Below are 20677 nucleotides of genomic sequence, written 5' to 3'. Positions count from 1 at the left end.
AGTTTGGTTTGATGTATCGGTTGCCATTATGGATCACTCTTGTCTTATTCGTAGTATCCGGCATCATTGAGGATGGACTCTACTCCATCGTTGATGCTCGTAAGTGCCTTCTTTGGACTCACGTCACCGGTCAGAGCACTATTCAGGTTTTTCCCTTGCGTAACGGCGATACGGTTCCAGAGCGGGGTTCGGGGCCGCCACTTAGCATTTTGTAGGCTCGTATACAGTGCGTTGAACCACGGTTGAGCATCCATGTTGTTTTTAAATGTATCGTGTCGGAAGGGGACACCACCGAGACCGACGTATTTGGCCTGAGCCTCCTTCGACACTGCCGACCGTATAACCTTGCCGACGGCCTTCTTCTTGTCATCACTGATATATTTGTTGATGCCAGCGATCCAGTTGCCCTGCTGTGGTGCCTGTCGCATTCCCTTTGGAATCGGTGTGAACTTAATGTTCTTAGCTTCCTCTGCCTTTTCAGGGTCGAGCAAGAGAGACGCTGCCGAAGGCCAAGCTGGTGCCTGTGCGGCACTCCCGTCGCTGAGACTACTGAGAACTCGGTCGCTATCGAACGACGACACACCCTCTGGGCTGATGGACTTCAGGTTATTGACGTAGAAGTCGAGTGTGTCCACGCCTTTCGACCCGTCCCACTGGTAACGCCAGTTCTTGTCAAACATATCGCCTACGCGTGAGTTACCGAGTCCGAAGAAGTTCGCATTGATAGGATTTCCGCGCTTTCCACGGATGATGTACCCATTTACACCGTCGATCTGCTCGGAAATCTTCTTCCCTGCACGGTAGACGTCATCCCACGTCTTCGGTTCACGCTCTCCGACCCGTTTATAGTACTTCGCGTTGTAGGCGAACAATTGGGTGTTGCCCACGACCACGAGTCCACGGAGTTTCTCCTCCATGCCCTGCGCAGACGGAACGACCGGGCCCTTTGGTGCTGGCCACGTCGCGATGTCGAGGGTGGTTTGGATATACTTATCTTTCGGGATATCCTCTGGAAGCCATTGCTGGATAGGTTCGAGGTGTTGTGCTAGCTGTGGGAACCAGGGATCGTCCATGAAGACCAGGTCGAACGAGTCTCCCTGCGTGGTGAGCACACTGCTCGTCTTCTCGAAGAGGTTTGCGTATGGGAACAACGAGACGTCAACCTGGACGCCTGTGTCGTCTCTGACGTACTTGTCGACAAGTCGTTTGAAGAGTCGTCCTGATCCTTCGACTGCTGCAACGGATATCTTATTCGGACCGCTATCCGAGTTCGACGAACCACCGGGAAGGAATCCAGTACACCCAGCGAGTCCAGCGAGTCCAGACGCTCCTGCCGCACTAAGGAATGCACGTCGAGAAGCACGATTGGTATGGGATTTCGTACGAAACGCTATCTGGTCCCCTGAATAATCAGAGGGGTCTTTCGAAGTCATGCATATGGTTGTCATATTCTATAGTAATAAAATTTGTGTAGCCATTACGAACCAATCTGTTGGTGTCGAAATATCATTATTTCTTCTTACCGTATAAAAATCATTGAATCGGTCCCCCAAATCTATAAATTTCCCTAATCAGTCTCTGCATAGTATGGGAATCGGTTACACGACAATCCTGTACGATGAGGAATCGCTTTCATGTGGAATTGGTGATATCGGTGCCTGTCAGTACGACGGCATTGAGATCGGACTCGAGAAAGTTCGTGCAGTTGGCTACGAGTCTGTCCGCGACCTGCTCGACGAGAAAGAACTCGACCTCTATCTCATCATGGGCGAGTGGCTCGAATCAGACGCGACATGTGAACGTGTCGTCGATGGCGCGTATACTGCGTCGAGACTCGATGCGGAATTCATTGGTATTCTTCCACCACAGCGGGGCCACGTCGACGACGAAACACTCGATGAGTGGATAACCCGGATCTGTTACGCCGCCGATGATGCAGGTGTGACACCCCTTTTACACCACCACGGTGCGACACATATCGAGCAACCTGACGAGATTTCGGCGTGGCTCAAGCGAAGTCCCTCAAACCTCAAGCTCGTCTGGGACACCGCACACCACTACCCATACGGCGAACACTATCCGTCCGGTGATGTTACAGATGGAATCGAACGCTTTGCAGACGACATTGAATACGTGCACCTCAAAGACGTTGCACCGCCGGCAGACTTTGATTCCCATATCGAGGCGCTCTCCAATGCAGAGTTCCACCTCGATAATGTGATCAATTACTTCAGGGCGTTCACCGACCTCGGTAAAGGCCGGCTGGACTTCAGTGCGGTCCGTGACACCCTCGACGACATCGGATTCGACGGTCACATCACTATTGAAATAGAAAATCAGACCACTGACCCTCTTATCCACGCAAAAAAGAACCTCGATTACTGGCGGGACGTCACGAACGACTGACCGGGAAGACGCTTATTTTTTATACTGTTCGACGACGTCCCAGTCCAGTTCGATGCCCATCCCTGGACTGTCGGGTACCTCGATGTGACCATCCTCGATAAGTGGCTCGTCCTGATCCACGAGGTCGTCCCACCACTCGATCTCCCGAGCATGGTACTCGAGAGCGTGGAAGTTTGGCACCGTCGCACCGACATGGACTGTCGCCATCGTCGCGACTGGACTTCCAATGTTGTGTGGAACAAGCGTCTGGTAGTACGCCTCGGCCATCTCTGCAATCTTCTTCGTCTCGGCGATACCACCAGTCTTCGGAACGTCGGGGGCGAGGAAGCTCACACCCTGTTGGGCAATCAATTCTCTGAACCCATGGCGGCCATACAGATTCTCACCCGTTAATATCGGGACGTTGACCTGCTCTGCGACCATGGTCGTCGCGTCAGCGTTTTCGGGTGGGAGTGGGTCTTCGACCCAAGCGAGACCGTACCCATCGATTGCTTGACAGAGACGGGTGGCCGTCTCAGGACTGAAGTTCCAGTGCAGGTCGACGGCGACTTCGGCGTCGTGGCCGATTTCGTTGGTCACCGCTTCCACGATTTGTTGTTTGTGTTCGATCTCTGGTCCGTCGAGGTGTCGGGACTTACGATTGACACGGCGGCCCGACGGAACGTCGAGGTCAAATTTGACGATCCCGAACCCGTCGTTGACAGTCGCACGGGCGGCACGAGCGTATGCATCTGGTTCGTACGTTTCAGCCGATTGACCCTCCTGTGCAGAGGAAACCATTGCCTCTCCTGCGTGGCAGTCGGCGTAGACCTCCACTGACTCACGCATCTTTCCACCGAGAAGTTGGTATACTGGTTGGTCAAGAATCTTGCCTGCGAGGTCCCAGAGTGCAATCTCCACACCACTGATCGCGATAGTACCGATTCCCCATTGCGAACCACGACCCGAAAGACTCTCTCTCATCAGGTAGTACAGCCGTTCGACGTCGAGTGGGTTCTCGTCCTTAAGGACCGGTTTGAGGTAGTCAGTAATTACCTCGTGGACACCAGGGGACGGATAGCACTCACCGATTCCGGTGGTCCCGTCCTCGGCTTCGATAGTCACGATGGTCCACGGGAAGTTTCCGTCGATGACAACGGTGTCGAGGTTGGTGATTGTTGGTGAGTCGGTCGTCCGAGTAGGTGTTTCGTCGAAATCCGCCCACATTGTCACGGCAAGGTCGGCGGCGAAGTCTTCGTACATGATTAGTGTGCGTGTCTAGATTCGAGTTCGGTTTGCTGATACGTATCAAAGAGATTGATAATGACTCGTAGGTCGTCACGAGCCTCCTCGAAAGGTGTTCGAACCGGGTCACCGCTTTGTGAGCACTCGAGGAAGTGTTCGAGTTCTTGCTTGAACGGTTCGTCGTACGAGGGTGTGAGCGTCGTGTCTTCCAGTTCCTCCACCCCACGTTTTAAACGGAGCTCTGTCGGCGTATTCTGGATGAACGGGTTCGAGAAATCAAGTTTCAACATCCCCTCTGGACCATCAACGCGGATGAACTGTTCAAACCACTTTCGGTCCGAATCACCCGTCTCGAGGACACAGCGAACGTTGTTTTCATATTCGAGGTGGGCTATTGCGTATCGTCCTTCGGAGAAGATGTCGACGTGCGAGATATCTGTAACCTCACCGAACAGCCCTCGAAGCGCGTTGATGTCGTGACAGACGTGGTCGAGCTGGAAATCGTATGCATCGATGAGCTCGTCGCCGTCGGTACCGATAGCCTGCGCAATTTGGTTTCGACGCTCGGTCACACTTTCCTCGACGAATCCGTCGGGGAGGTCAGCACCAACGATATTGTACACTTCGTGGATAATCCGGCCATGATCTGGGTCCACATCGTATGCCGTGACGACGTCGACGTCATCGAACGCTTTGAGGCGTTCGTGGGCCTGTTCGTATGCGGGGTCAAACCGTTTCATGTATGCGACCATCGAAACTGCATCAGATGCATTCGCAGCTTCAATCATCCGGTTCGCGTCCTCGAGAGTCGCTGCAAGGGGTTTCTCGACAAGCGTGTGTATTTCGGCTTCAAGTGTTTTTACCACCGCGTCTGCGTGTGCGTGTGCTGGCGTGAGGACGATGACTGCGTCCACTTGATCACTGGCGTTCGTAAGCAATTCATCGACTGTCTGGTAGCGATGTGGGACGTTGTATCGCTCTCCCAGTTCCTCGACCCGATTCTCGGCGGGATCTACGAGAGCGTGAATCGTGGTTTCGGGAAGTTCTGCCAGGTAAGGTAGATGCATCACCTGAGCAATTGTCCCACAGCCGATAACTCCGAATCGCATCGTTTCGGCATATGTTAACATTACTTATTAATGCATGGGGTTCATCCGTAATTCACCTCATTTATCTGTTAATTACCCGTGTTTTTATGTTCAACCACTGGCAATGGATGATTGAGCCAATGTATGAGCCACTGTTGCAGACAAGCCGGTATCCAGAGGTTACGGTGCCGACAGAAGACGAGCATCAACACGTCCACACCAAGCACAATCCCCCCTCATAGATCACAATGAATTGCGCCCTCAAATCGAAATTCGAAGATCGAACGTATCCGATGGGAACCTGGCTCTCTATCGGGCATCCCCGGGTAGCGGAGGTTTCCGCAGCGAACGAAACCGACTTCATTCTTATCGACACCGAACACACGACAATCGGACTGGAAACTGTAGAGAACATGTCTCGAGCGATTGAGTCAACCTCCTCGCCCACTGAGACAGTCGTCCGTGTCCCCTGGAACGACCCAGTTCGGATAAAGCGTGTGCTGGACATCGGTGTTGACGGAATCATGGTACCAATGATCGATACGGTTACAGAAGCGAGAGACCTCGTCACTGCGATGCGGTATCCTCCAGACGGAATCCGCGGCATCGCCTCCGGCCGTGCTGCTGACGAGGGTGACTCTTTCGAAGATTACGTAAAGAGCGCAAACGGCAGTCATGTCACCATCGTACAGATCGAATCCGAACAGGCCGTTGAAAATGCACCATCGATTGCAGCTGTTGACGGTGTCGATGCACTCTTCGTCGGACCTGCCGACCTCTCAGCTGCGATCGGACGGTTTGGTCAGTGGGACTCAAAGAAATTCAACAAGGTTCTCGAACGAGTCGTGGACGCCGCTCACGAGGCAGACATTCCAATCGGGACACTCACCGTGAACGTCGACCAAGTGGAACTTCGAATTCAGCAAGGATTCGACTTCTTGATCGTTGGAAAAGATACCTCTTCACTCACAAATGCGATTTCCGCGGCACGGGCGGAATATGACAATGTCATCTCGGAGAATACAACACAATCACAAGCAGCAGATAGTTTCGAAAACTAGACTAATTCGTCCGTTGAAGCTCACACAAGTTCAGACCGTGACTCGTCGAAGAAAAGAGTGAGCAAGGGAACAGGTTTGTGAAAGTCAGTTATACCAGCGTTCGATGGTATCCGTCTTTTCAGTATAGAAGTTGATAGCGTCTTCACCCTGTGCATGGAGGTCACCGAAGAATAAGTCCTTCCGTCCACCGAAGTGGAAGAATCCCATCGGTGCGAATACGCCGACGTTGACGCCGATATTTCCAGCGTCGACCTCGGTCGCCACGTCCTCAACCACACCGGACTGTTCGCGGACCATATTCGGGGATACCAACGGTAACTTCAACGTTCTCGATCCCTCGACGAATCTCACCACGCGCCTCTGCGAGTGTCTTACCATGTTCGCACGACAGCGCCTGCGCGATATTTTCTTATCTCGCTTCGAGTTCAGATTTGAGGTCGAATAAATATTGAGTGCGTTCGATTGGTGGCGTTCGACGTCAGTCGTTAAACGCCTCTGCGGCGACTTCGACAACTTGCTCTACGTCTGATGAGGTTGAGAATCGAACTAATGCGAGTTCTTCCCCTGTCGCAGGGTTGCGAACGCTATGTTGTTCGCCCTCCATTTTATCGCTCTATCCACCGTCGACAAAATTTCGAACGATACTTGGGATTGGTGCATCTCTAGTGACTGCTCTTGCTTACCAGACATACGGGGTGGCAGTCACGAGTCGTATCGAAATAATTTATGATCCTAGTCAACAATTGACAGAGTAAACTCGTTTGGATCTTACGAACAGGAGACGACAACATCGACGTGAAATGTCTCCTAATATAGTGAAAGTTGACCGAGTTCAGGCCTTTCGACCCACCATCTCTACTGATTGAGGGTCCGTAGAATCAAGGACTGGGAACCACTCAGATGTGATCGATAGTGAGTAGTTCGGCATGCCCGAACGAATATATATGATTATCCCAAATGGGTTGCTATGTCAAAAAAAACTGAGCCACGAACCGTTCAAGCAGTTCAAACGACATTGGACATCATCGAGTATCTCCAGGAGACGGAGCGAGCAGGGGTTACAGAAATTGCAAACGAACTCGGTCATTCGAAAGGGACAGTACACAGCCATCTCACGACACTCAAACAGAACGAATACCTCGTCTCTAAAAATGGTGAGTACAGCCTCAGTCTGCGATACATCGACTTTGGTGAGACAGTCAAAGACCGCCTCGGAATTTACAGCGTGATCACAGACGAACTCAACGATCTCGCGGCCGATAGTGGCGAACTTGCTCAGTTCGCTACCGAAGAACACGGTAAAGCGGTCTACCTCTACAAAGTCCGCGGTGAGAATGCAATTGAATCAGCATCGACTATCGGGAGGCGCGAGTACCTCCACTGCATTTCGCTCGGCAAAGCGATACTCTCACAGTTCCCGGACGAGCGAGTACACGAAGTTCTCGACATGCACGGGATGCATGCGTACACGCAGAAAACCATCACGGATCGGGCGGATTTATTCGAGGAGTTAGGAGCCATTCGGGAGCGTGGATACGCAATAGACGACGGAGAGAAAATTCGTGGATTGAAGTGCGTCTCTGCCCCAGTATTGGGGTCTGGCGACGATGTTCTAGGTGCAGTCAGTGTTTCAGCGCCCTCTCGTCGGATGACCGGTGAACGATTTGAAGAGGAACTTCCCCAAATGGTCCAACGGTCCGCCAACGTCATCGAGATCAACAGCAAATTCTCCTAACTCGTTCGTCTCGTACGAACGTCATTTCGTTCGTTCCGGAAATTCGATTCCGACGCCTCGACCCCGTTCGTTTCTTGCGAACGAGAATGACTAACCACGTTGTATTTCGAGTGGATATGGAGAAACGGAACAAGTGATGTTAATTGGTTGGGTTCTCCAAGAAGACATTACAGAACTAAATTTGTAATTCCATGTGAGGGCTTTCCAAGTTTCCGAAAGAAGAGTGTGCCGAGCACCACTTCGAATGCTTTGACACAGATGAAATTCTGCACTGTCCATATAATCACCCATAACCTCTGATGATAGCCAGTTTTCGGCCATTTAGAGAGTAGATAATGGCTCGAATTCGCTTGTTGTACCCTCACCACTTGTAGACGGGGCGTACAAGAACTGCATTGAGTTTGAGCCAGTTTCAACATGTACCGACGCCGACTCAACAACTACCTTCTGTCCATTCTCTTCCATCCTCTCGATCATCTCTCGTTCCGTACTGTAGATTCGCTTCGAGATGAGGTAATTCATGTTGTGGTTCGAAAGCGTCTGGAACACTAGTATCGAATCGAACTCACGGTCGCACAGTACCATTTCGATCCAGTTACTCGAGCCAAGTGCGCTCTTGAGTGACCATCAACGGACAGTTATGACTAACGCTATTGAACCAGGATACTATGACCCCCGTGAGTGTTCGCTCACCACACTCGCAGATGAGTTAGGTGTTAGTAAGTTCCCCTGAGTGGCGTTCTTCACCGCGTAGGAGAACGCGTCATCAAGCATTTCTTCTCGTCGAACTTGTAATCCGCTACCTATTGTGGTACCAAAATCTTCAAACATTGATTGCCAACTGTGCTGTGGAGACATGCTGAGAGCCACTAGATTGGTGAACGGGCCATCTTCGTGACTCTTTCCTCAACAGCTGCATAGGGTTCGGCAATTTTCGTTCCATTATCTGTATAAAAGGCACGCATCAAAACATCCTTTGATCGAATATCATATAGCACTATGGAATATATCAAGTATAAAGCATCGAGGAGAGAACACATAGTTAAAAGTGTGACCACTTTAGTAAATTGCTGAGTCAGCTAACTGAGCACAGTAGACGAAGTCTACTAAGTTGGCATAGCAGACGTATGTAATTCTCAAGTAGGAACTTCGAGCGAGAACCTGATCAAATTAAACAAGAGTCGGGTAGAGAATACAGCGGGTTTTAAAAGAGAATGATGAAAACGATCAGATGTCAATTTGAGTGTGAATGGTGAATTATTGACCGCGCGACGGAATTACTCAAAACAGGGATGACAGCTGAGTCTACTTAGTTGACTTTACTAAGACAGCCAACTAAGTAGACTCAGTAAGCTCAGTAAGCTTAGCAGACGGTATTGACTTTACAAACATTGCAGTGTTCACGGAGTTAGAGATGTGTGCAGAGGTTGCTAATTCTACGAACACAGCTCATTTTGCTGACTTATGTCTGACGAAGTTTTATCATCTGATCCCAACGAGTTGTATGAGAATATGGTAGCGCTAAGAAACAGACCTGGCGCATCTCGCACGCGAGTTGTTAAAATCTGAAGTTCGACAACCATCAATCCATCAACTTACCAATATGAACAGTGAAACAGTTGAAGTTAAAGATGTGGAAAGAGAACCAATTACCGGACAAGCAGTAAGCGTGAATATGCTGAAAGGAGGTGTTGGGAAGTCCATTCTCGCACTGAATATCGCTGATCGGTTGTCTGTCCGTGGTCACGATGTTCTGTTTATTGATCTTGACCCAAACGGCCATATAACAGAAAGTCTTGGGTACGAAGACGTATTCGCCGATCCAACCCACGATCTTACGAATATAATTATTCACGAATACGGCGAATTCGAGGAGTACATTTACCCTACAGACTGGGAATGGGACTTTGTCCCTGCCTCGGTTAAACTGAGTACTCTCGAGAGTGAATTGAGCGATAACAGCATTACACTCCTCAAAAGGAACTTTGTCCAACCGCTCCTCGAGAATGAAAAATACGATTATATTATCATGGACGGTGGAGGAGAGTGGAGTCATATTGCGAAGGCAGCATACGGAGCAGCTGCCCGCACTATAATTCCAATTCCACCAGGTGATATGAATCGATCAGGGTTTAAACGAACCTATGATCGGGTTATTAGTGAGATGCCTGACGAGTTAGACTTCAAAATTCTCGCAATCGTACCGAACATGATAACGGAGTACATTAAACATGATAAAGCCGATAGACGACTACTCGAAAACTTAAATCGGTCAGAAACGTTCTCTAAATATCTTCCCTCATTTGCTCGTATCCCACCAGAAGATTGGGATGCTATCGATTCTGGTAAGATGGACGTTCCAAAACCTGGACTGCGGAAAAATTCGAATCTTGAGAATGCACTCGAAGAGGAAAATATGCCATTCGGACGATATATCGAAACACAAGATTCGATAAGTCAGAATGACGGACTAACGCTCAAACATTTGGACGAGCTAGCTTGGATTATTGAGCGAGGGGGAGTTACCGATGAGTGAATTTGACGACTTTGTCACTCAAGATGAAAAAGAGGAAAAAAGGCATCAACCAAAAAAATCAAAGCGTGAATCAGAGACTCGTGCTGTGGATAAAAAAGAATCCCAAGTCTCGAAGACAGAAATGTCTGGAATAGCTGAAGAGCCGGAGGCTACACAAGACCAAAAAAAGGAAATCGCAAATAGTAATTCAAAAACTTGGAATCGCGAACAGTTTGCAATGTTCTTCAAAGAAGCAGAGGTCTTTGGGTATGAGGATCTTATGTACGACGCGAAGGGGGATCTAAAGAGAGAGTATAATGTTAGAAACGACAAACGGTACGAGATCGATCAGGCATTTATCGAGTTAGCACTCGAGCGGATCAGCTCAGAAGACCTCGCAGAGCGTCTGATCGAAAATCGTGGATTCGATCTCTAAGAAGCTTACCTTCCGATTAGTCACATTTTTATTATGACGCCACTCTCAGATATAGGAGTATATGGCCGCTACCCAAAGATATAATGCTACATTACTAGCCCTTTTTCTAGACTAGAAGAAGAGAATCTTTCATAGAAGGTGATTCTCTATTTTGGTTGATGGTAACGTGTCTTCCTAACGTATGAACGTTTATTCCCTTCCCCCTAATGTGGCCAATATACCGCCTGGGAATTGCAGACACCCCCCGTCCCTCCTCCTTTCCAGTCCGCGAAACTTGTTTATTCTTTCTAATAAACCGCCTTTTGAGAGGTTCCTATCCAACTATGACGCGATTTGAGCCGAACAAGAGGTTTCTCCATACTTCGAAGAGGAGTCTATCGATTGCTGAATCAGTTTAGCAACAGAGTTAGAATAATATACTAACCCAAGGCTGTTCACCTCATCAGTTGTATACTTGCTACAGTGTTATCCAGTAGTCCGTATGGTTAGTGCGCAGCTTGAGGGCGTGACTTCTCTATATGCAGACGCCTGCTGTTAGTTTTACTGTGTGGAAACAGAGTGCATCGCAGGAAGACAAAAGGGAAAATGGTTGCGACGTGGTTAGTATTACATACTAACCTACGATGCACCCTCTTTCAGACCTGTTCTTTTCGAATCGTCACGATATCTGCCGCCACGCGTTTGGATCCCTCCGCTGCAATCACGAGCATATTTGGCGCTGTCGTACAGGGTGCTCGATCACCGACCTGAAATCCAGCATCTGCAGCACCCGGCAGTTGGACTTGATAACCATTCCCTGCGATCTGGAGTGAAGCGTTTGCGACACGATGGATCGAGACAGTGTCGAGCGCCGCTGATGTCGCGAGCTCAACGATGTTTTCGTTTTTAACACGGTCAACATCGATAACGAGGAGGAGACCGTCGAATGCGAACACACGAATATTAGCACGGCGGGGTGTCTCGTCGTCAGTCTCTTCAACGAGTCCCGCTGCTCGAGCAGGCTTTGTGACCTGGAGGGCAAGGCCATCGCCGGAGCGTTTGATTGTGTTGGGCATTACTGATTAGTATAGTAAACTAACCTAAGAGTGTTTGCCTTATCAGCCAACGCTCTTGGTGCAACATTGTTGGTGAGAACTGTGGGGACATGAATTCTATTGCCTGCCTTCAGTTTCACTTTTGCTCTGGTTGGCTGAAGACTTTATATATCGCTCTCCATGAATAGAATGCAGTCAGCGTTCTCAGCAGACGATGTGGGGGCTTAATACTCATCCCAACCCAGCATCCCCCGTCATCTGCTTATTCCCCTCATCATAATGAACTAGCGAGTGGCACGAATAGGCCCTGCCCGAGGGTTTACCTGTGAAGTGGTTGAATTTGAGAGTACGAGTGGGTCCAAATGGGAAATCATCACTCACCTTATTTTGCGCTAGACGCCCTTGAGGCGCTCGCAAGGAGACTCCCAGATGAGAGAGAGCTCACCTACGAGCATGCCTATCCGATTTTGAATGAGGAAAAGGATCTGGGACAACCCGCTACCGAGGATATCGTCGAGCGACTCTACATGAAGGATTATCTCTACGAGGTTGAGGGGAAGTTCCGACTCACGGATTTTTAATGATGCGATCGATGGAAAATTTCCGCGAATCGAGACTCGGAGTTATGCTTGATGTAGAAGGTCGATTCGTTCGAGTTTTCCCCCGCACTCGGGACAGACAATATGCGGCGTTGCCGCAGTAGCTGTTTCACTACACAAAATGCATTCATAAAGTGGCTCTTCCACTGTTGGCGACCGGTACCGCTTGATGATCGTGTCGAATATGGACATTCTCCTTCCCCACAGGTGTAACTTCGATAATCTATATATAATAATTATTGGCCATGTTATCATCTAGCAGAGATACTTGATTCTGAGTAAACGACCGCGGGTCGGGTGACCGGCGGCTTTTAGAACCCGATGGATGATCAACGCACGATTGGTCTCTTCACTCACCACTCTTCATTGCGATGAGTCTTGCTCTAGTTTCGTCGATTTGCTCATCAAGATTTCCGATGAACGGCTCTGTCTCATCAGTCGTGGTTGCACCCTGTTGCGTGGGATCGATCAGACTTTCCTCTTCAAGTAGTCGAAGTGAATAGCGTATTTCATGGTGGTCATAGCCCAACTCGTTAGACATTTTTACAATCCCGATCGGTTCGTTGTCAACAACCATCTGGAAGACATCCAGATGTCGGTCGAGCATATCTACCTCTTGTATGATTTTATCAATCATCATACCTGGTCTCATGGAGTCCTGTGGGTTAACCCTTCTCACCTGTCTGTATCTGGCTCGAGAAAGCTGTCGTAATGATTCAGCCCGAAACCACCTCGTTACTTCGGACATCAAATGGCTCGTAGACGAGGATACTGTTATTGCTGTGGACAACGACGAAATAATCCTCGACAGTGAATCGAATCTCATCGTCGGTTTTTGCTCGAACTAGCCACCGGTAGGTCGACTGCGATCGAGTGGATTTGGTTTCAGATATCGCCATTTGGACCTTCGAATACACATACTGAAACCCAGACCGCAGAGATGCGAACTTATTCTGCCTGGTTCGTCTGAAGAGAGGGAGTAGCCGGTGTCGATTCAGGCGCCGAAGCAACGGGTCCATTGACAAAGAGTGCATGTCCGATAAGGAGGACAGAAACGGTTGCACCGACTGGGACGGCTGCTGTCAGCGAAAGTCCAGCAGTGCTGACTGCGCCGGTGACACCAATCAATGCGAGTGGAATCAGGCCGAGAATGAGATCACAATATCCAGTCATAATTTATTCTAGAAAATAGGATATAGGTACATAAATGTTCTGCATAGCTACTATAGAAGTTCTCAACTATTGCTATATAACATCTATAGAAGAAACTAATAACTTATGAATGGCAGCTAGTTTTGTTGCATCTTTCAGTCAGAAGGGATGCTGTCTGATAGCAACGGTTAAGTATGCTACCATACCACGTGATATTGTCGTCGTATAGTCTTGTAAACAAGCCGGTTCAGGTTAGTTCACCTGTCATCCACGCCAATGGCAGACGTCGTCCTATCGTCTGCTTTCAATGCGCTCATAATTTTATACATAGAACTGCGATAGTCCGTTGTGAGACGATGTAAGTTAACTCGGCTATTTCTTCCCCCACACCAATTGTAGAGTGTCCAAGAAGACGCAACGCGAAACAACAATTGGAATACACTCGTTGTTGATTATCTGTCGGTAATAAGGTACGTACCTTTGGATGAACACCTGGTAGGTAGCATTGCTTAGTTGACGGAGCGGAATACGAGATAGTTGAACGCCAGACGATTGTTAAGGGCCTTGCCGATCGTGGTGAACAGGCACGATATGCTGCCTACGCTCTTGCAACACTCCTTGCAGAGGAACAACAACCTGCCCGATTCACAGACTTATATTCTCGATATGAATCACTAACGAACCGAACCGGATCGCGTACTCTAATGCCTTCTGATACGATGCAAGGTTCAGCGTCCGACGCGGTGCCACCAGAACGAACACGTCGGCTCATAGTCGCGACTGAACCGACGGTTCGGAGTGCGATGCTTGGATCGGTGCACGCTCGGTGGGACACCAGCGTCCGGACGTTCACAGATGCTGAAGACTGCTGCCGACTTTGTGCGCAATTCTGTACTCATGTCCAGAACGAGGAACTCTATGGATCGCTTGACCAACTCAATTAAAGGGTGAGACCTTCATCGAAGCGTTTGATTTCGTTGGTCGTTATTGGTTAGTATTGTATTCTAACCTCCGGTCGTTCGTCTCGTCAATTGTGGTTGGGAAATAATTATCAGATAATTCGAACCGTGGATGAGAAAATCAATTATGTTTATCGAGGGTAGACGTACGCCCGCCGTTACTTTCACTTTTGCTCTGGTTGGCTGAAGACTTTATCTATGGCGTCCAAAGAATGGGATACAGTGAGCATATCCCAGTAAGTGATGTGGGGGTCTTGTGTTCATCCCAAAACCCATCCTCCCCCATATCGCGTGCTCATTCCCCTTACTACAACGCACGAGATAGCGGCACGTATAAACCCCGACCGAGGATTTACCTGTGAAGTGGTTGAATTTGAGAGTACGAATGGTTCCAAATGGGAAATCACCACTCTCCCCACTTGCCCAAGACGCTCTTGAGGCGCTCGCAAGGAGACTCCCAGATGAGAGAGAACTCACCTACGAGCATGCCTATACGATTTTGAACGAAGAAGAGGATCTGGGACAACCTGCTGCCGAGGATATCATCGAACAACTCTACATGAAGGGCCATGTTTACGAAGTCGAAGGCAAACTCCGACTCACTGATTACTAAATTCAGTGTTTACTCGCCGGGTTTCATTGCAGCGATCCTCGCTTGCATCTCGTCGATTTGCTCATCGAGGTTTTCAATAAACGAGGGTGTCTGATCAGTGCTTACGGCTCCTTGCTGTGTTGGGTTGATTAGGTTCTCTTCCTCGAGTATCCGGAGGGAATAGCGGATTTCATGATGGGCATGACCAGATTCGTTCGACATTTTCACAATCCCAATTGGTTCGTTATCGACAACCATCTGAAGGACGTGTAGATGGCGTTCAAGCATGTCGACTTCTTGCCCAACACTATTGATCATCGTGTAGTATCTCTGGAAGTGTGGTGGATTATGCTTTCCTGCCCCGGCAGTCCTTGAGCTCAAGAACGATGGAAATTCGATCTCGAAGAATTGGAGCGCGGATTCAGCATTTGCTGTCTTGAGCTACTGTAATGCCTTAAGTGGTTCGTAGATGAGGATGGTGTCGTTACTGCGGACGGTGACAAAATCCCGTTGCCATAATAGCAAAATCGAGACCCGCGACACCTGTTGTTGTTGCACCAATTGCAATTATCCAGCGCGGCGAATAGCGATCAACAAACACTCCAGCAGGGATAATCGCGATAAGGTACCCGGCTTGGAACGCGCCGAAAATGATCCCAGCGTTGATACCCGAAAGGTTCCATTCCTCCACGATAAGGGGGAGGACTGCAGAATAGTTGAACCAGACTAGGATCGAGAGTAATATAGAAATACTTGCAACAACAAGCATTCGAGACTGTTCTCGATCCCAAGGCATCTGCAACTAATCCATCCTAGATGGCCGAATAGACATTCGGGTGGCGGGAGTATTTGCCGGGTATATGCTATTGTCCTACTTTACAAGTTGCTTATTTTACGTTAATAAATAACGGGAGACAAGAACCTATCAAACCCCGATTAGCATGAGAGGGACATCAGCGAAAACAAGTCACCAATCAGATCCACGAGACGCCCGCCGATCAACAGTACGTCATCGACGGAGACGACGTGATTGAAGAACTGATGACTTGCACCTGCCTGCATCACATTCACTGCAACGCCTACTGCAACCACATGGCCACTGTATCACCCTCAGCAACAACATCCTCGACGATTGCTTCGAAGTCGGAAAACGCATCAAGGAATGTGTCCATGTCCTCTTTCGCTGCCTCTTGTCCTTCTGTTCGCTGGCTGAATGGCCCGTGCTCAACGAAATGCTCGGCAAATAGGTCATCGATCAATTCAATGTTCCGCTCCGTCGCGATGTTTTCCGGTACACGAGTGTCATCGTGGCCCCGAACCACCGAAGATGAGATGACGGGATCTCTGGTGCTGTCTGACCACCCCGTTATTCTCTCACCGACTGTCTTGATAGACAGATTCAAGAGATTGAACTTGACGAACCTCAGCGTACTGAGTCAGCTGAGTTCAGGCAGATAATCAGTGTTGGCTACGATCAATTCGTTAGTCATTTCGTGGATCTCGTCCAACGTACATTCAGCTGCTGTCAACGGGTCGTGTTTAATCGCTTGGTGAACCTTTGTGCGATCATTTTCTAGAGCCCCTTCGATTGTTAATCGGTGGACCGTAGTGTGTTGCTGGCAAAAGGCTGCTATCTGGATTGGGAGTTCACCAACTGAACACGGTCTAAGTCCAGTACTATCAACAAGAACAGGGACCTCAACACACGCGTCTTCCGGTAGGTTCTGTATAGCTGCAGTCTTGTTGCTGACATTGAGGTTAAGTCTTCGTTGGGTATCGGTTTCAATAGAGTGGATGAGTCGTGATGCATACTCCTCGGAGCGGTCGACACTGACGTTTTCTAAATCAACAGAGAGATTTGGGTCGTCACGCTCGGCAGAGCGTCTTTTCCAACCTTCGAGATATGTTCCTGTAGCCATCCGTTCGGCGGAATCCGTTCCCCTCATTCTCTTGATCACATCCTCATCGGTCCGAAAGTACGGGACGTACTCGGACATATGATGGGAGGACTCTGTTGGGAAGTAATCAAAATGTTTCATCATTTCGAAGCGAACAGTGTCACGCTCATAGATATCGGGGTCTTTCATTGCTTCCCGGAGAGCAGGATAGATCGATTGTCCTTGATGTGTGGCTTCGAGAAACCACGCGACGTGGTTGACGCCAGCAACCCAATAATCGATTTCTGTCTGGGGAATATCGATATAATCAGCAATCGCTTTTGCGGTGTGAGGAACACTATGACACAACCCAACGGTTTCTATATCTGTCGCTTTGAACATTGTTCCACAGAGGATCGACATCGGATTCGTATAATTCAAAAGAAGCGCGTCGGGACAAACAGCCTCCATATCGTTAGCGATGTCAAGCATTGTCGGAATTGTCCGGAGACCACGGAAGACACCCCCAGGACCGATAGTATCGCCGATAGATTGTTTGACACCGTACGTCTCGGGGATACGGATTTCATTTTCGAACGGTTCGGTCCCACCGACATTTACCATATTCAGGACGTAATCTGCCCCCTCCAGTGCTTCAACACGGTCTGTCGTTGCTTCGATAGTGGCATTGAGACCTTCGTTATGAACCATCGCTTTAGCCACTCTTGTGGTCTGTTCGAGACGCTGGTCGTCGATGTCCATCAGAGAGATTGTACTATCGTTTAATTCGTCAAACGAAAGAATATCTCCTACGAGCTTGGTTGCAAAGACCATACTACCTGCTCCGAGAAAGACTATTTTAGGCATCAACCTATGTAGTCAGGCTCAGGGTAATAAACTCTCGGGAAGTGAAGTATTTCAAATAAGATTCTGTATGAACTAGATGGGAAACGCGTTCGTTGATGGTGGGTTGCTACCTATGATGACGAGGTTGGGGTTGGTCTCCTGTACTAATCCACCGATGATGTGGTCGATTCCGGCGCTGTCAAGTTTATGGCGAGTTCTCGAACAAAACCATAGCGACTGGCTACGTTGTTCGGAGACACCTTCTTGGTCCCTGTATCGTAATCGGGTCGATCTAGCATTTCGGCATACTCATCCCTAGTGAAAATGTGACTCAATACGACAATTTCATTCGATAGCCCAGCGATATTGATTGTTACCTCCGCTAATCGGTCTGTTCGGTTGGCGTCTTGGTCCGATCGAGAGCATGATATTTTCTAGCGCTATAGTACCATATATTGAACAAATAAAATTGCCGAAAATGAGGAAAGACTCGACCGATCTTGCTCCTGAACCGAGAAATTGTTTCTCTTCACAGGATCGAGGGGCTATAAGACTCTTCATCAAAAATTCAATGCAATGGCTGATGGAGATGTCCACCCAGGGACCGTGGTTCGTGCTGTCTGCCGTATCTGTTATTCGGAAGCGCTTACTCTCGGATGGTCGAGCGTCCTCTTCGTTCTCGGCTCTCTGCCGCTGGTCACCATTGGCGCATCTCTGATTGCGCTCGTAGAGATATGGATCACCGTTGTCAGTACCGAATCTAGTGGAAAGACAATCAATGAACGAGAGCTTCTTGACCTGTTTGCCGAGACGTGGTTTGACAATATTCTCGTGGGAATACCGTACAGTCTCGCACTCCTGCTTGTAGGGGTCGGGAGTTTCGTGTATTTGGCTCTTGGTACAGCAAGTGGTTCGGGAATTTTTCTTTTGTGGACGCTCGTTAGTTTCTATGTCATCGTTATAGTTCTCGGATGGGAGTTCCGTGCAGCGAGCATCCGTATGCGTTCATCCACGATGAACCTCCCGGGGTTCAGGGAAACCATGGAACGCGCCGCGTACAGCCTCATCGAAAACCCATGGTACACGATCCTTCAGCTTGCGTGGTTCGCCGTCGTATTGTTTCTCCTCCGAGTTTTTCCGCCGGCATTCATCGTCCTCGGTCCCGCCGTACTCGCTGTCTCGGAAACGATCGGGTTCGAGGAACTGTTCGGCGACGGCGCCGAGACGATCCGTGCAGCGTACGCGAGATAGTCGGTGAGTCGTATGCGAAGTAAGAAACCGGTCGGTCGTTCCTCAGCCCTTCATGCCCGAGAGCGTCATGCCCTCGATGAAGTACCGCTGTGCGGAAAGGAACACGAGGATGACGGGCATTACCACCACGACCGCCGCAGCCATGACAATGCCCCATTCGGTGAAGTACTCGTTTCGCACCGAAAAGAGCGCGATCGGAAGCGTATACATCGAACTATCGCTTGCGATAATCAGCGGCCACTCGAAGTTGTTCCATGTCGTGATGAACGTGTAGATACCAAGCGTCGCGAGCGCGGGTTTCGCTAACGGGAGATACACCTTGTAGAAGATCTGGAATTCATTGCAGCCATCGATCTGTGCCGCCTCGCCAAGCGCCGAGGGCATACTCTTGAAGTGCTGGCGCAATAAGAAGATGCCGATCGGCTGGGCGATCAACGGCGCGATGAGACCCTGGTACGTGTTCACCCAGCCGAGTTCCGAGAGCAGCACGTAGACAGGAATCAACGTTACCATTCCCGGGATCATCATTGTCGAGACGAATAAGAGAAAGAGTTTGTCTCGACCAATGAAGTCGACTTTCGCCAGCGCGTATCCCGCCAAGCTGTCAAATACGAGGTTGAAGGCCGTGACCGATCCAGCGAAGATGATTGTATTGAAGAACCACTTCCCGACCGGTTGGGTTTCGAACAGTGCACTGAAGTGCTCGAACGTCAGGTCTTTCGGCGCGAGTGCGACTGAGGTCGTACTCGGATCAGACGTGAGGGAGGTGGCGAGCGTCCACCAGAAGGGGAGCGACCAGAGTAACGCTGTGGCGATAACGCCCGCGTACAGCAGCGTCGTCTTCGTCCAGTAGGCCGTCCCCGACCGTGAGTGACCCGGATAGTCGTAGTTGGAACGCGCCATCAGTAGTCCACCTCCTCCTGTTGGTTGAACCGATACTGATAGTAGCTGAAGACGAACAGGATACAAAAGAGGATGAAGGCCATCGCCGCGCCCTTGCCGTACTCGGTGTAGACAAACGCGGTGTTGTAGATGTGGACGACGGCCGTCGTCGTTGCGTAGTACGGACCGCCCTCCGCGAACACGAGCGCGATGCCGAAGACCTGGAAAGTACCGATGATTGAGAGAACGATCACAAAGAAGTGGGTGTTCCTGAGGTTCGGCCAGGTCACCTGGCGAATTCGGTCCCACCCACTCGCGCCGTCGATGCGGGCGGCCTCGTACAATTCCTCGGGAATATTCTGGAGGCCGGCGAGATAGAAGATCATATTGAAGCCGATGCCGCCCCAGATGCCGATGAGCGTCAGCGCCCAAAGCGCTGTTCCGGGATCGCTTGCCCACCCGTGGGCGAGTCCGAGCGGGCGGAGGATCTGGTTGGCGACGCCGTTCGTCGCGAGCAGCCAGCGCCAGATGACGCCACTGGCCGCGGAGGTGAGCATAACCGGCATGAAGTACGCCGCACGAAAGGCCTTCTTGCCGCGGATTCGCGAGTCAAGCGCCAGCGCCAGGAAGAAGGCTCCAATGATCTGCGTCGGGACTACCACGATCACGTAGATGAAGGTATTGCGAAGCGAGAACCACCAGAGATTATAGGAAGGACTGCGCAGCGATGCCCAGTTGTTTTCCCACGGCCATGGTGTCAGAACCTCGATAAAGTTCCCGAGTGGAAGCCGAATGCCCAGTACGGTGGTCCAGGCCCACTCGCCGCGACCTAAGAAGATGTTCCAGTCGAGAAACGCCAGGTAAAACGCAAACGCGACAGGCCCAAGCAGGAACACGCTAAATACTACAATATTCGGCAGCAAGAACAGATACCCCGCGAGGTTGTTCTGATCGTCCGAGCCGATACTCGGAATTGCCTCCCGAACGGAGGACAATGCTCCCCCGAACCCTGAACCCGTA

General features: G+C 49.9%; 23 protein-coding genes and 3 pseudogenes. 10 read left to right on the top strand and 16 right to left on the bottom strand.

What is annotated here, in order from left to right; all coding sequences use genetic code 11:
- Positions 1-44: 44 nt before the first annotated feature.
- Complete coding sequence (locus LIX15_RS22900) at positions 45-1433, bottom strand: extracellular solute-binding protein (protein ID WP_227777110.1); 1389 nt, start codon at positions 1431-1433, stop codon at positions 45-47.
- Positions 1434-1587: 154 nt separating this feature from the next.
- On the opposite strand from LIX15_RS22900, the gene LIX15_RS22895 reads away from it, so the two are divergent.
- Positions 1588-2406: a sugar phosphate isomerase/epimerase family protein gene (locus tag LIX15_RS22895; RefSeq protein WP_227777109.1), complete on the top strand. Its 819-nt coding sequence runs from the start codon at positions 1588-1590 to the stop codon at positions 2404-2406.
- 12 nt (positions 2407-2418) lie between these two features.
- Here LIX15_RS22895 and LIX15_RS22890 read toward each other — a convergent pair whose 3' ends face one another.
- Positions 2419-3648, bottom strand: coding sequence for a mandelate racemase/muconate lactonizing enzyme family protein (locus LIX15_RS22890; RefSeq protein ID WP_227777108.1), 1230 nt, complete (start codon positions 3646-3648; stop codon positions 2419-2421).
- A 2-nt stretch (positions 3649-3650) separates the two neighbouring features.
- On the bottom strand, positions 3651-4739 hold the full coding sequence (locus LIX15_RS22885; RefSeq protein WP_227777107.1) for a Gfo/Idh/MocA family protein: 1089 nt from the start codon (positions 4737-4739) through the stop codon (positions 3651-3653).
- Positions 4740-4966: 227 nt separating this feature from the next.
- Between LIX15_RS22885 and LIX15_RS22880 the strand changes: the two genes are divergently transcribed.
- Positions 4967-5779 (top strand): HpcH/HpaI aldolase family protein, encoded by an 813-nt coding sequence (locus LIX15_RS22880; RefSeq protein ID WP_227777106.1) that lies wholly within the window; start codon positions 4967-4969, stop codon positions 5777-5779.
- Between the two features lie 84 nt (positions 5780-5863).
- Here the strand turns inward: LIX15_RS22880 and LIX15_RS22875 are convergent.
- Together LIX15_RS22875 and LIX15_RS32940 are read right to left on the bottom strand one after the other, a co-directional pair.
- A pseudogene (locus LIX15_RS22875) lies at positions 5864-6034 on the bottom strand (methylmalonate-semialdehyde dehydrogenase (CoA acylating)); the annotation flags it as partial.
- A gap of 223 nt (positions 6035-6257) precedes the next feature.
- Complete coding sequence (locus LIX15_RS32940; RefSeq protein WP_265338432.1) at positions 6258-6383, bottom strand: hypothetical protein; 126 nt, start codon at positions 6381-6383, stop codon at positions 6258-6260.
- Positions 6384-6746: 363 nt separating this feature from the next.
- Here LIX15_RS32940 and LIX15_RS22870 point away from each other — a divergent pair, with 363 nt between their 5' ends.
- Complete coding sequence (locus LIX15_RS22870) at positions 6747-7514, top strand: IclR family transcriptional regulator (RefSeq protein WP_227777104.1); 768 nt, start codon at positions 6747-6749, stop codon at positions 7512-7514.
- A 354-nt stretch (positions 7515-7868) separates the two neighbouring features.
- Here the strand turns inward: LIX15_RS22870 and LIX15_RS22865 are convergent.
- Positions 7869-8105 (bottom strand): annotated as a pseudogene (locus tag LIX15_RS22865) (transposase); the annotation flags it as partial.
- Between LIX15_RS22865 and LIX15_RS33365 the strand changes: the two are divergent.
- From LIX15_RS33365 to LIX15_RS22850, 3 genes are all read left to right on the top strand, one after another.
- Positions 8035-8247 carry a helix-turn-helix domain-containing protein gene (locus tag LIX15_RS33365; protein WP_227777103.1) on the top strand — a complete coding sequence of 71 codons (213 nt, stop codon included), beginning with the start codon at positions 8035-8037 and terminating at the stop codon, positions 8245-8247. The pseudogene LIX15_RS22865 and the gene LIX15_RS33365 sit on opposite strands and share 71 nt — an antisense overlap.
- Before the next feature lie 870 nt (positions 8248-9117).
- Positions 9118-10050: a ParA family protein gene (locus LIX15_RS22855; RefSeq protein ID WP_227777102.1), complete on the top strand. Its 933-nt coding sequence runs from the start codon at positions 9118-9120 to the stop codon at positions 10048-10050.
- On the top strand, positions 10043-10465 hold the full coding sequence (locus tag LIX15_RS22850; protein WP_227777101.1) for a hypothetical protein: 423 nt from the start codon (positions 10043-10045) through the stop codon (positions 10463-10465). Before LIX15_RS22855 ends, LIX15_RS22850 begins: the two co-directional genes overlap by 8 nt.
- Before the next feature lie 635 nt (positions 10466-11100).
- Here the strand turns inward: LIX15_RS22850 and LIX15_RS22845 are convergent.
- Complete coding sequence (locus LIX15_RS22845) at positions 11101-11520, bottom strand: hypothetical protein (protein WP_227777100.1); 420 nt, start codon at positions 11518-11520, stop codon at positions 11101-11103.
- Between the two features lie 341 nt (positions 11521-11861).
- Here LIX15_RS22845 and LIX15_RS22840 point away from each other — a divergent pair, with 341 nt between their 5' ends.
- On the top strand, positions 11862-12080 hold the full coding sequence (locus LIX15_RS22840) for a hypothetical protein (RefSeq protein WP_227777099.1): 219 nt from the start codon (positions 11862-11864) through the stop codon (positions 12078-12080).
- A 367-nt stretch (positions 12081-12447) separates the two neighbouring features.
- On the opposite strand, the gene LIX15_RS22835 is transcribed toward LIX15_RS22840, so the two are convergent.
- Together LIX15_RS22835 and LIX15_RS22830 are read right to left on the bottom strand one after the other, a co-directional pair.
- Positions 12448-12735 (bottom strand): hypothetical protein, encoded by a 288-nt coding sequence (locus LIX15_RS22835; RefSeq protein WP_227777537.1) that lies wholly within the window; start codon positions 12733-12735, stop codon positions 12448-12450.
- A gap of 311 nt (positions 12736-13046) precedes the next feature.
- Positions 13047-13271 carry a DUF8015 family protein gene (locus tag LIX15_RS22830; RefSeq protein WP_227777098.1) on the bottom strand — a complete coding sequence of 75 codons (225 nt, stop codon included), beginning with the start codon at positions 13269-13271 and terminating at the stop codon, positions 13047-13049.
- Between the two features lie 692 nt (positions 13272-13963).
- Between LIX15_RS22830 and LIX15_RS22825 the strand changes: the two are divergent.
- Together LIX15_RS22825 and LIX15_RS22820 are read left to right on the top strand one after the other, a co-directional pair.
- Positions 13964-14194, top strand: a pseudogene (locus tag LIX15_RS22825) (DUF7509 family protein); the annotation flags it as partial.
- Positions 14195-14594: 400 nt separating this feature from the next.
- Complete coding sequence (locus LIX15_RS22820; protein ID WP_227777096.1) at positions 14595-14822, top strand: hypothetical protein; 228 nt, start codon at positions 14595-14597, stop codon at positions 14820-14822.
- Positions 14823-14831: 9 nt separating this feature from the next.
- On the opposite strand, the gene LIX15_RS22815 is transcribed toward LIX15_RS22820, so the two are convergent.
- The 5 genes from LIX15_RS22815 to melA all read right to left on the bottom strand — a co-directional run bounded on the left by LIX15_RS22815 (position 14832) and on the right by melA (position 17545).
- Positions 14832-15119, bottom strand: a complete 288-nt coding sequence (locus tag LIX15_RS22815; RefSeq protein WP_227777095.1) for a hypothetical protein — start codon at positions 15117-15119, stop codon at positions 14832-14834.
- A gap of 166 nt (positions 15120-15285) precedes the next feature.
- Positions 15286-15570 (bottom strand): MFS transporter, encoded by a 285-nt coding sequence (locus LIX15_RS22810; RefSeq protein WP_227777094.1) that lies wholly within the window; start codon positions 15568-15570, stop codon positions 15286-15288.
- 167 nt (positions 15571-15737) lie between these two features.
- Positions 15738-15893, bottom strand: coding sequence for a hypothetical protein (locus LIX15_RS22805; protein ID WP_227777093.1), 156 nt, complete (start codon positions 15891-15893; stop codon positions 15738-15740).
- Positions 15881-16123 carry an ester cyclase gene (locus tag LIX15_RS22800; RefSeq protein ID WP_227777092.1) on the bottom strand — a complete coding sequence of 81 codons (243 nt, stop codon included), beginning with the start codon at positions 16121-16123 and terminating at the stop codon, positions 15881-15883. Before LIX15_RS22800 ends, LIX15_RS22805 begins: the two co-directional genes overlap by 13 nt.
- A gap of 114 nt (positions 16124-16237) precedes the next feature.
- Positions 16238-17545, bottom strand: a complete 1308-nt coding sequence (gene melA, locus LIX15_RS22795; RefSeq protein WP_227777091.1) for an alpha-galactosidase — start codon at positions 17543-17545, stop codon at positions 16238-16240.
- Positions 17546-18043: 498 nt separating this feature from the next.
- On the opposite strand from melA, the gene LIX15_RS22790 reads away from it, so the two are divergent.
- The gene (locus LIX15_RS22790; RefSeq protein WP_227777090.1) at positions 18044-18775 is read left to right on the top strand and encodes a hypothetical protein; all 732 of its coding nucleotides are present in this window, start codon (positions 18044-18046) and stop codon (positions 18773-18775) included.
- A 42-nt stretch (positions 18776-18817) separates the two neighbouring features.
- Here LIX15_RS22790 and LIX15_RS22785 read toward each other — a convergent pair whose 3' ends face one another.
- Together LIX15_RS22785 and LIX15_RS22780 are read right to left on the bottom strand one after the other, a co-directional pair.
- Entirely contained in the window at positions 18818-19678 is an 861-nt protein-coding gene (locus LIX15_RS22785) for a carbohydrate ABC transporter permease (RefSeq protein WP_227777089.1), read from the bottom strand.
- A complete protein-coding gene (locus tag LIX15_RS22780; RefSeq protein ID WP_227777088.1) occupies positions 19678-20652 on the bottom strand; it encodes a carbohydrate ABC transporter permease in 975 nt (324 codons plus the stop codon). Before LIX15_RS22780 ends, LIX15_RS22785 begins: the two co-directional genes overlap by 1 nt.
- Positions 20653-20677 lie beyond the last annotated feature (25 nt).

The sequence above is a fragment of the Haladaptatus pallidirubidus genome, assembly GCF_020700235.1.
Lineage (GTDB): Archaea > Halobacteriota > Halobacteria > Halobacteriales > Haladaptataceae > Haladaptatus > Haladaptatus pallidirubidus.
The sequence above is the reverse complement of the archived record's forward strand: the minus strand, read 5'-3'. Positions and strand labels throughout refer to the sequence as shown.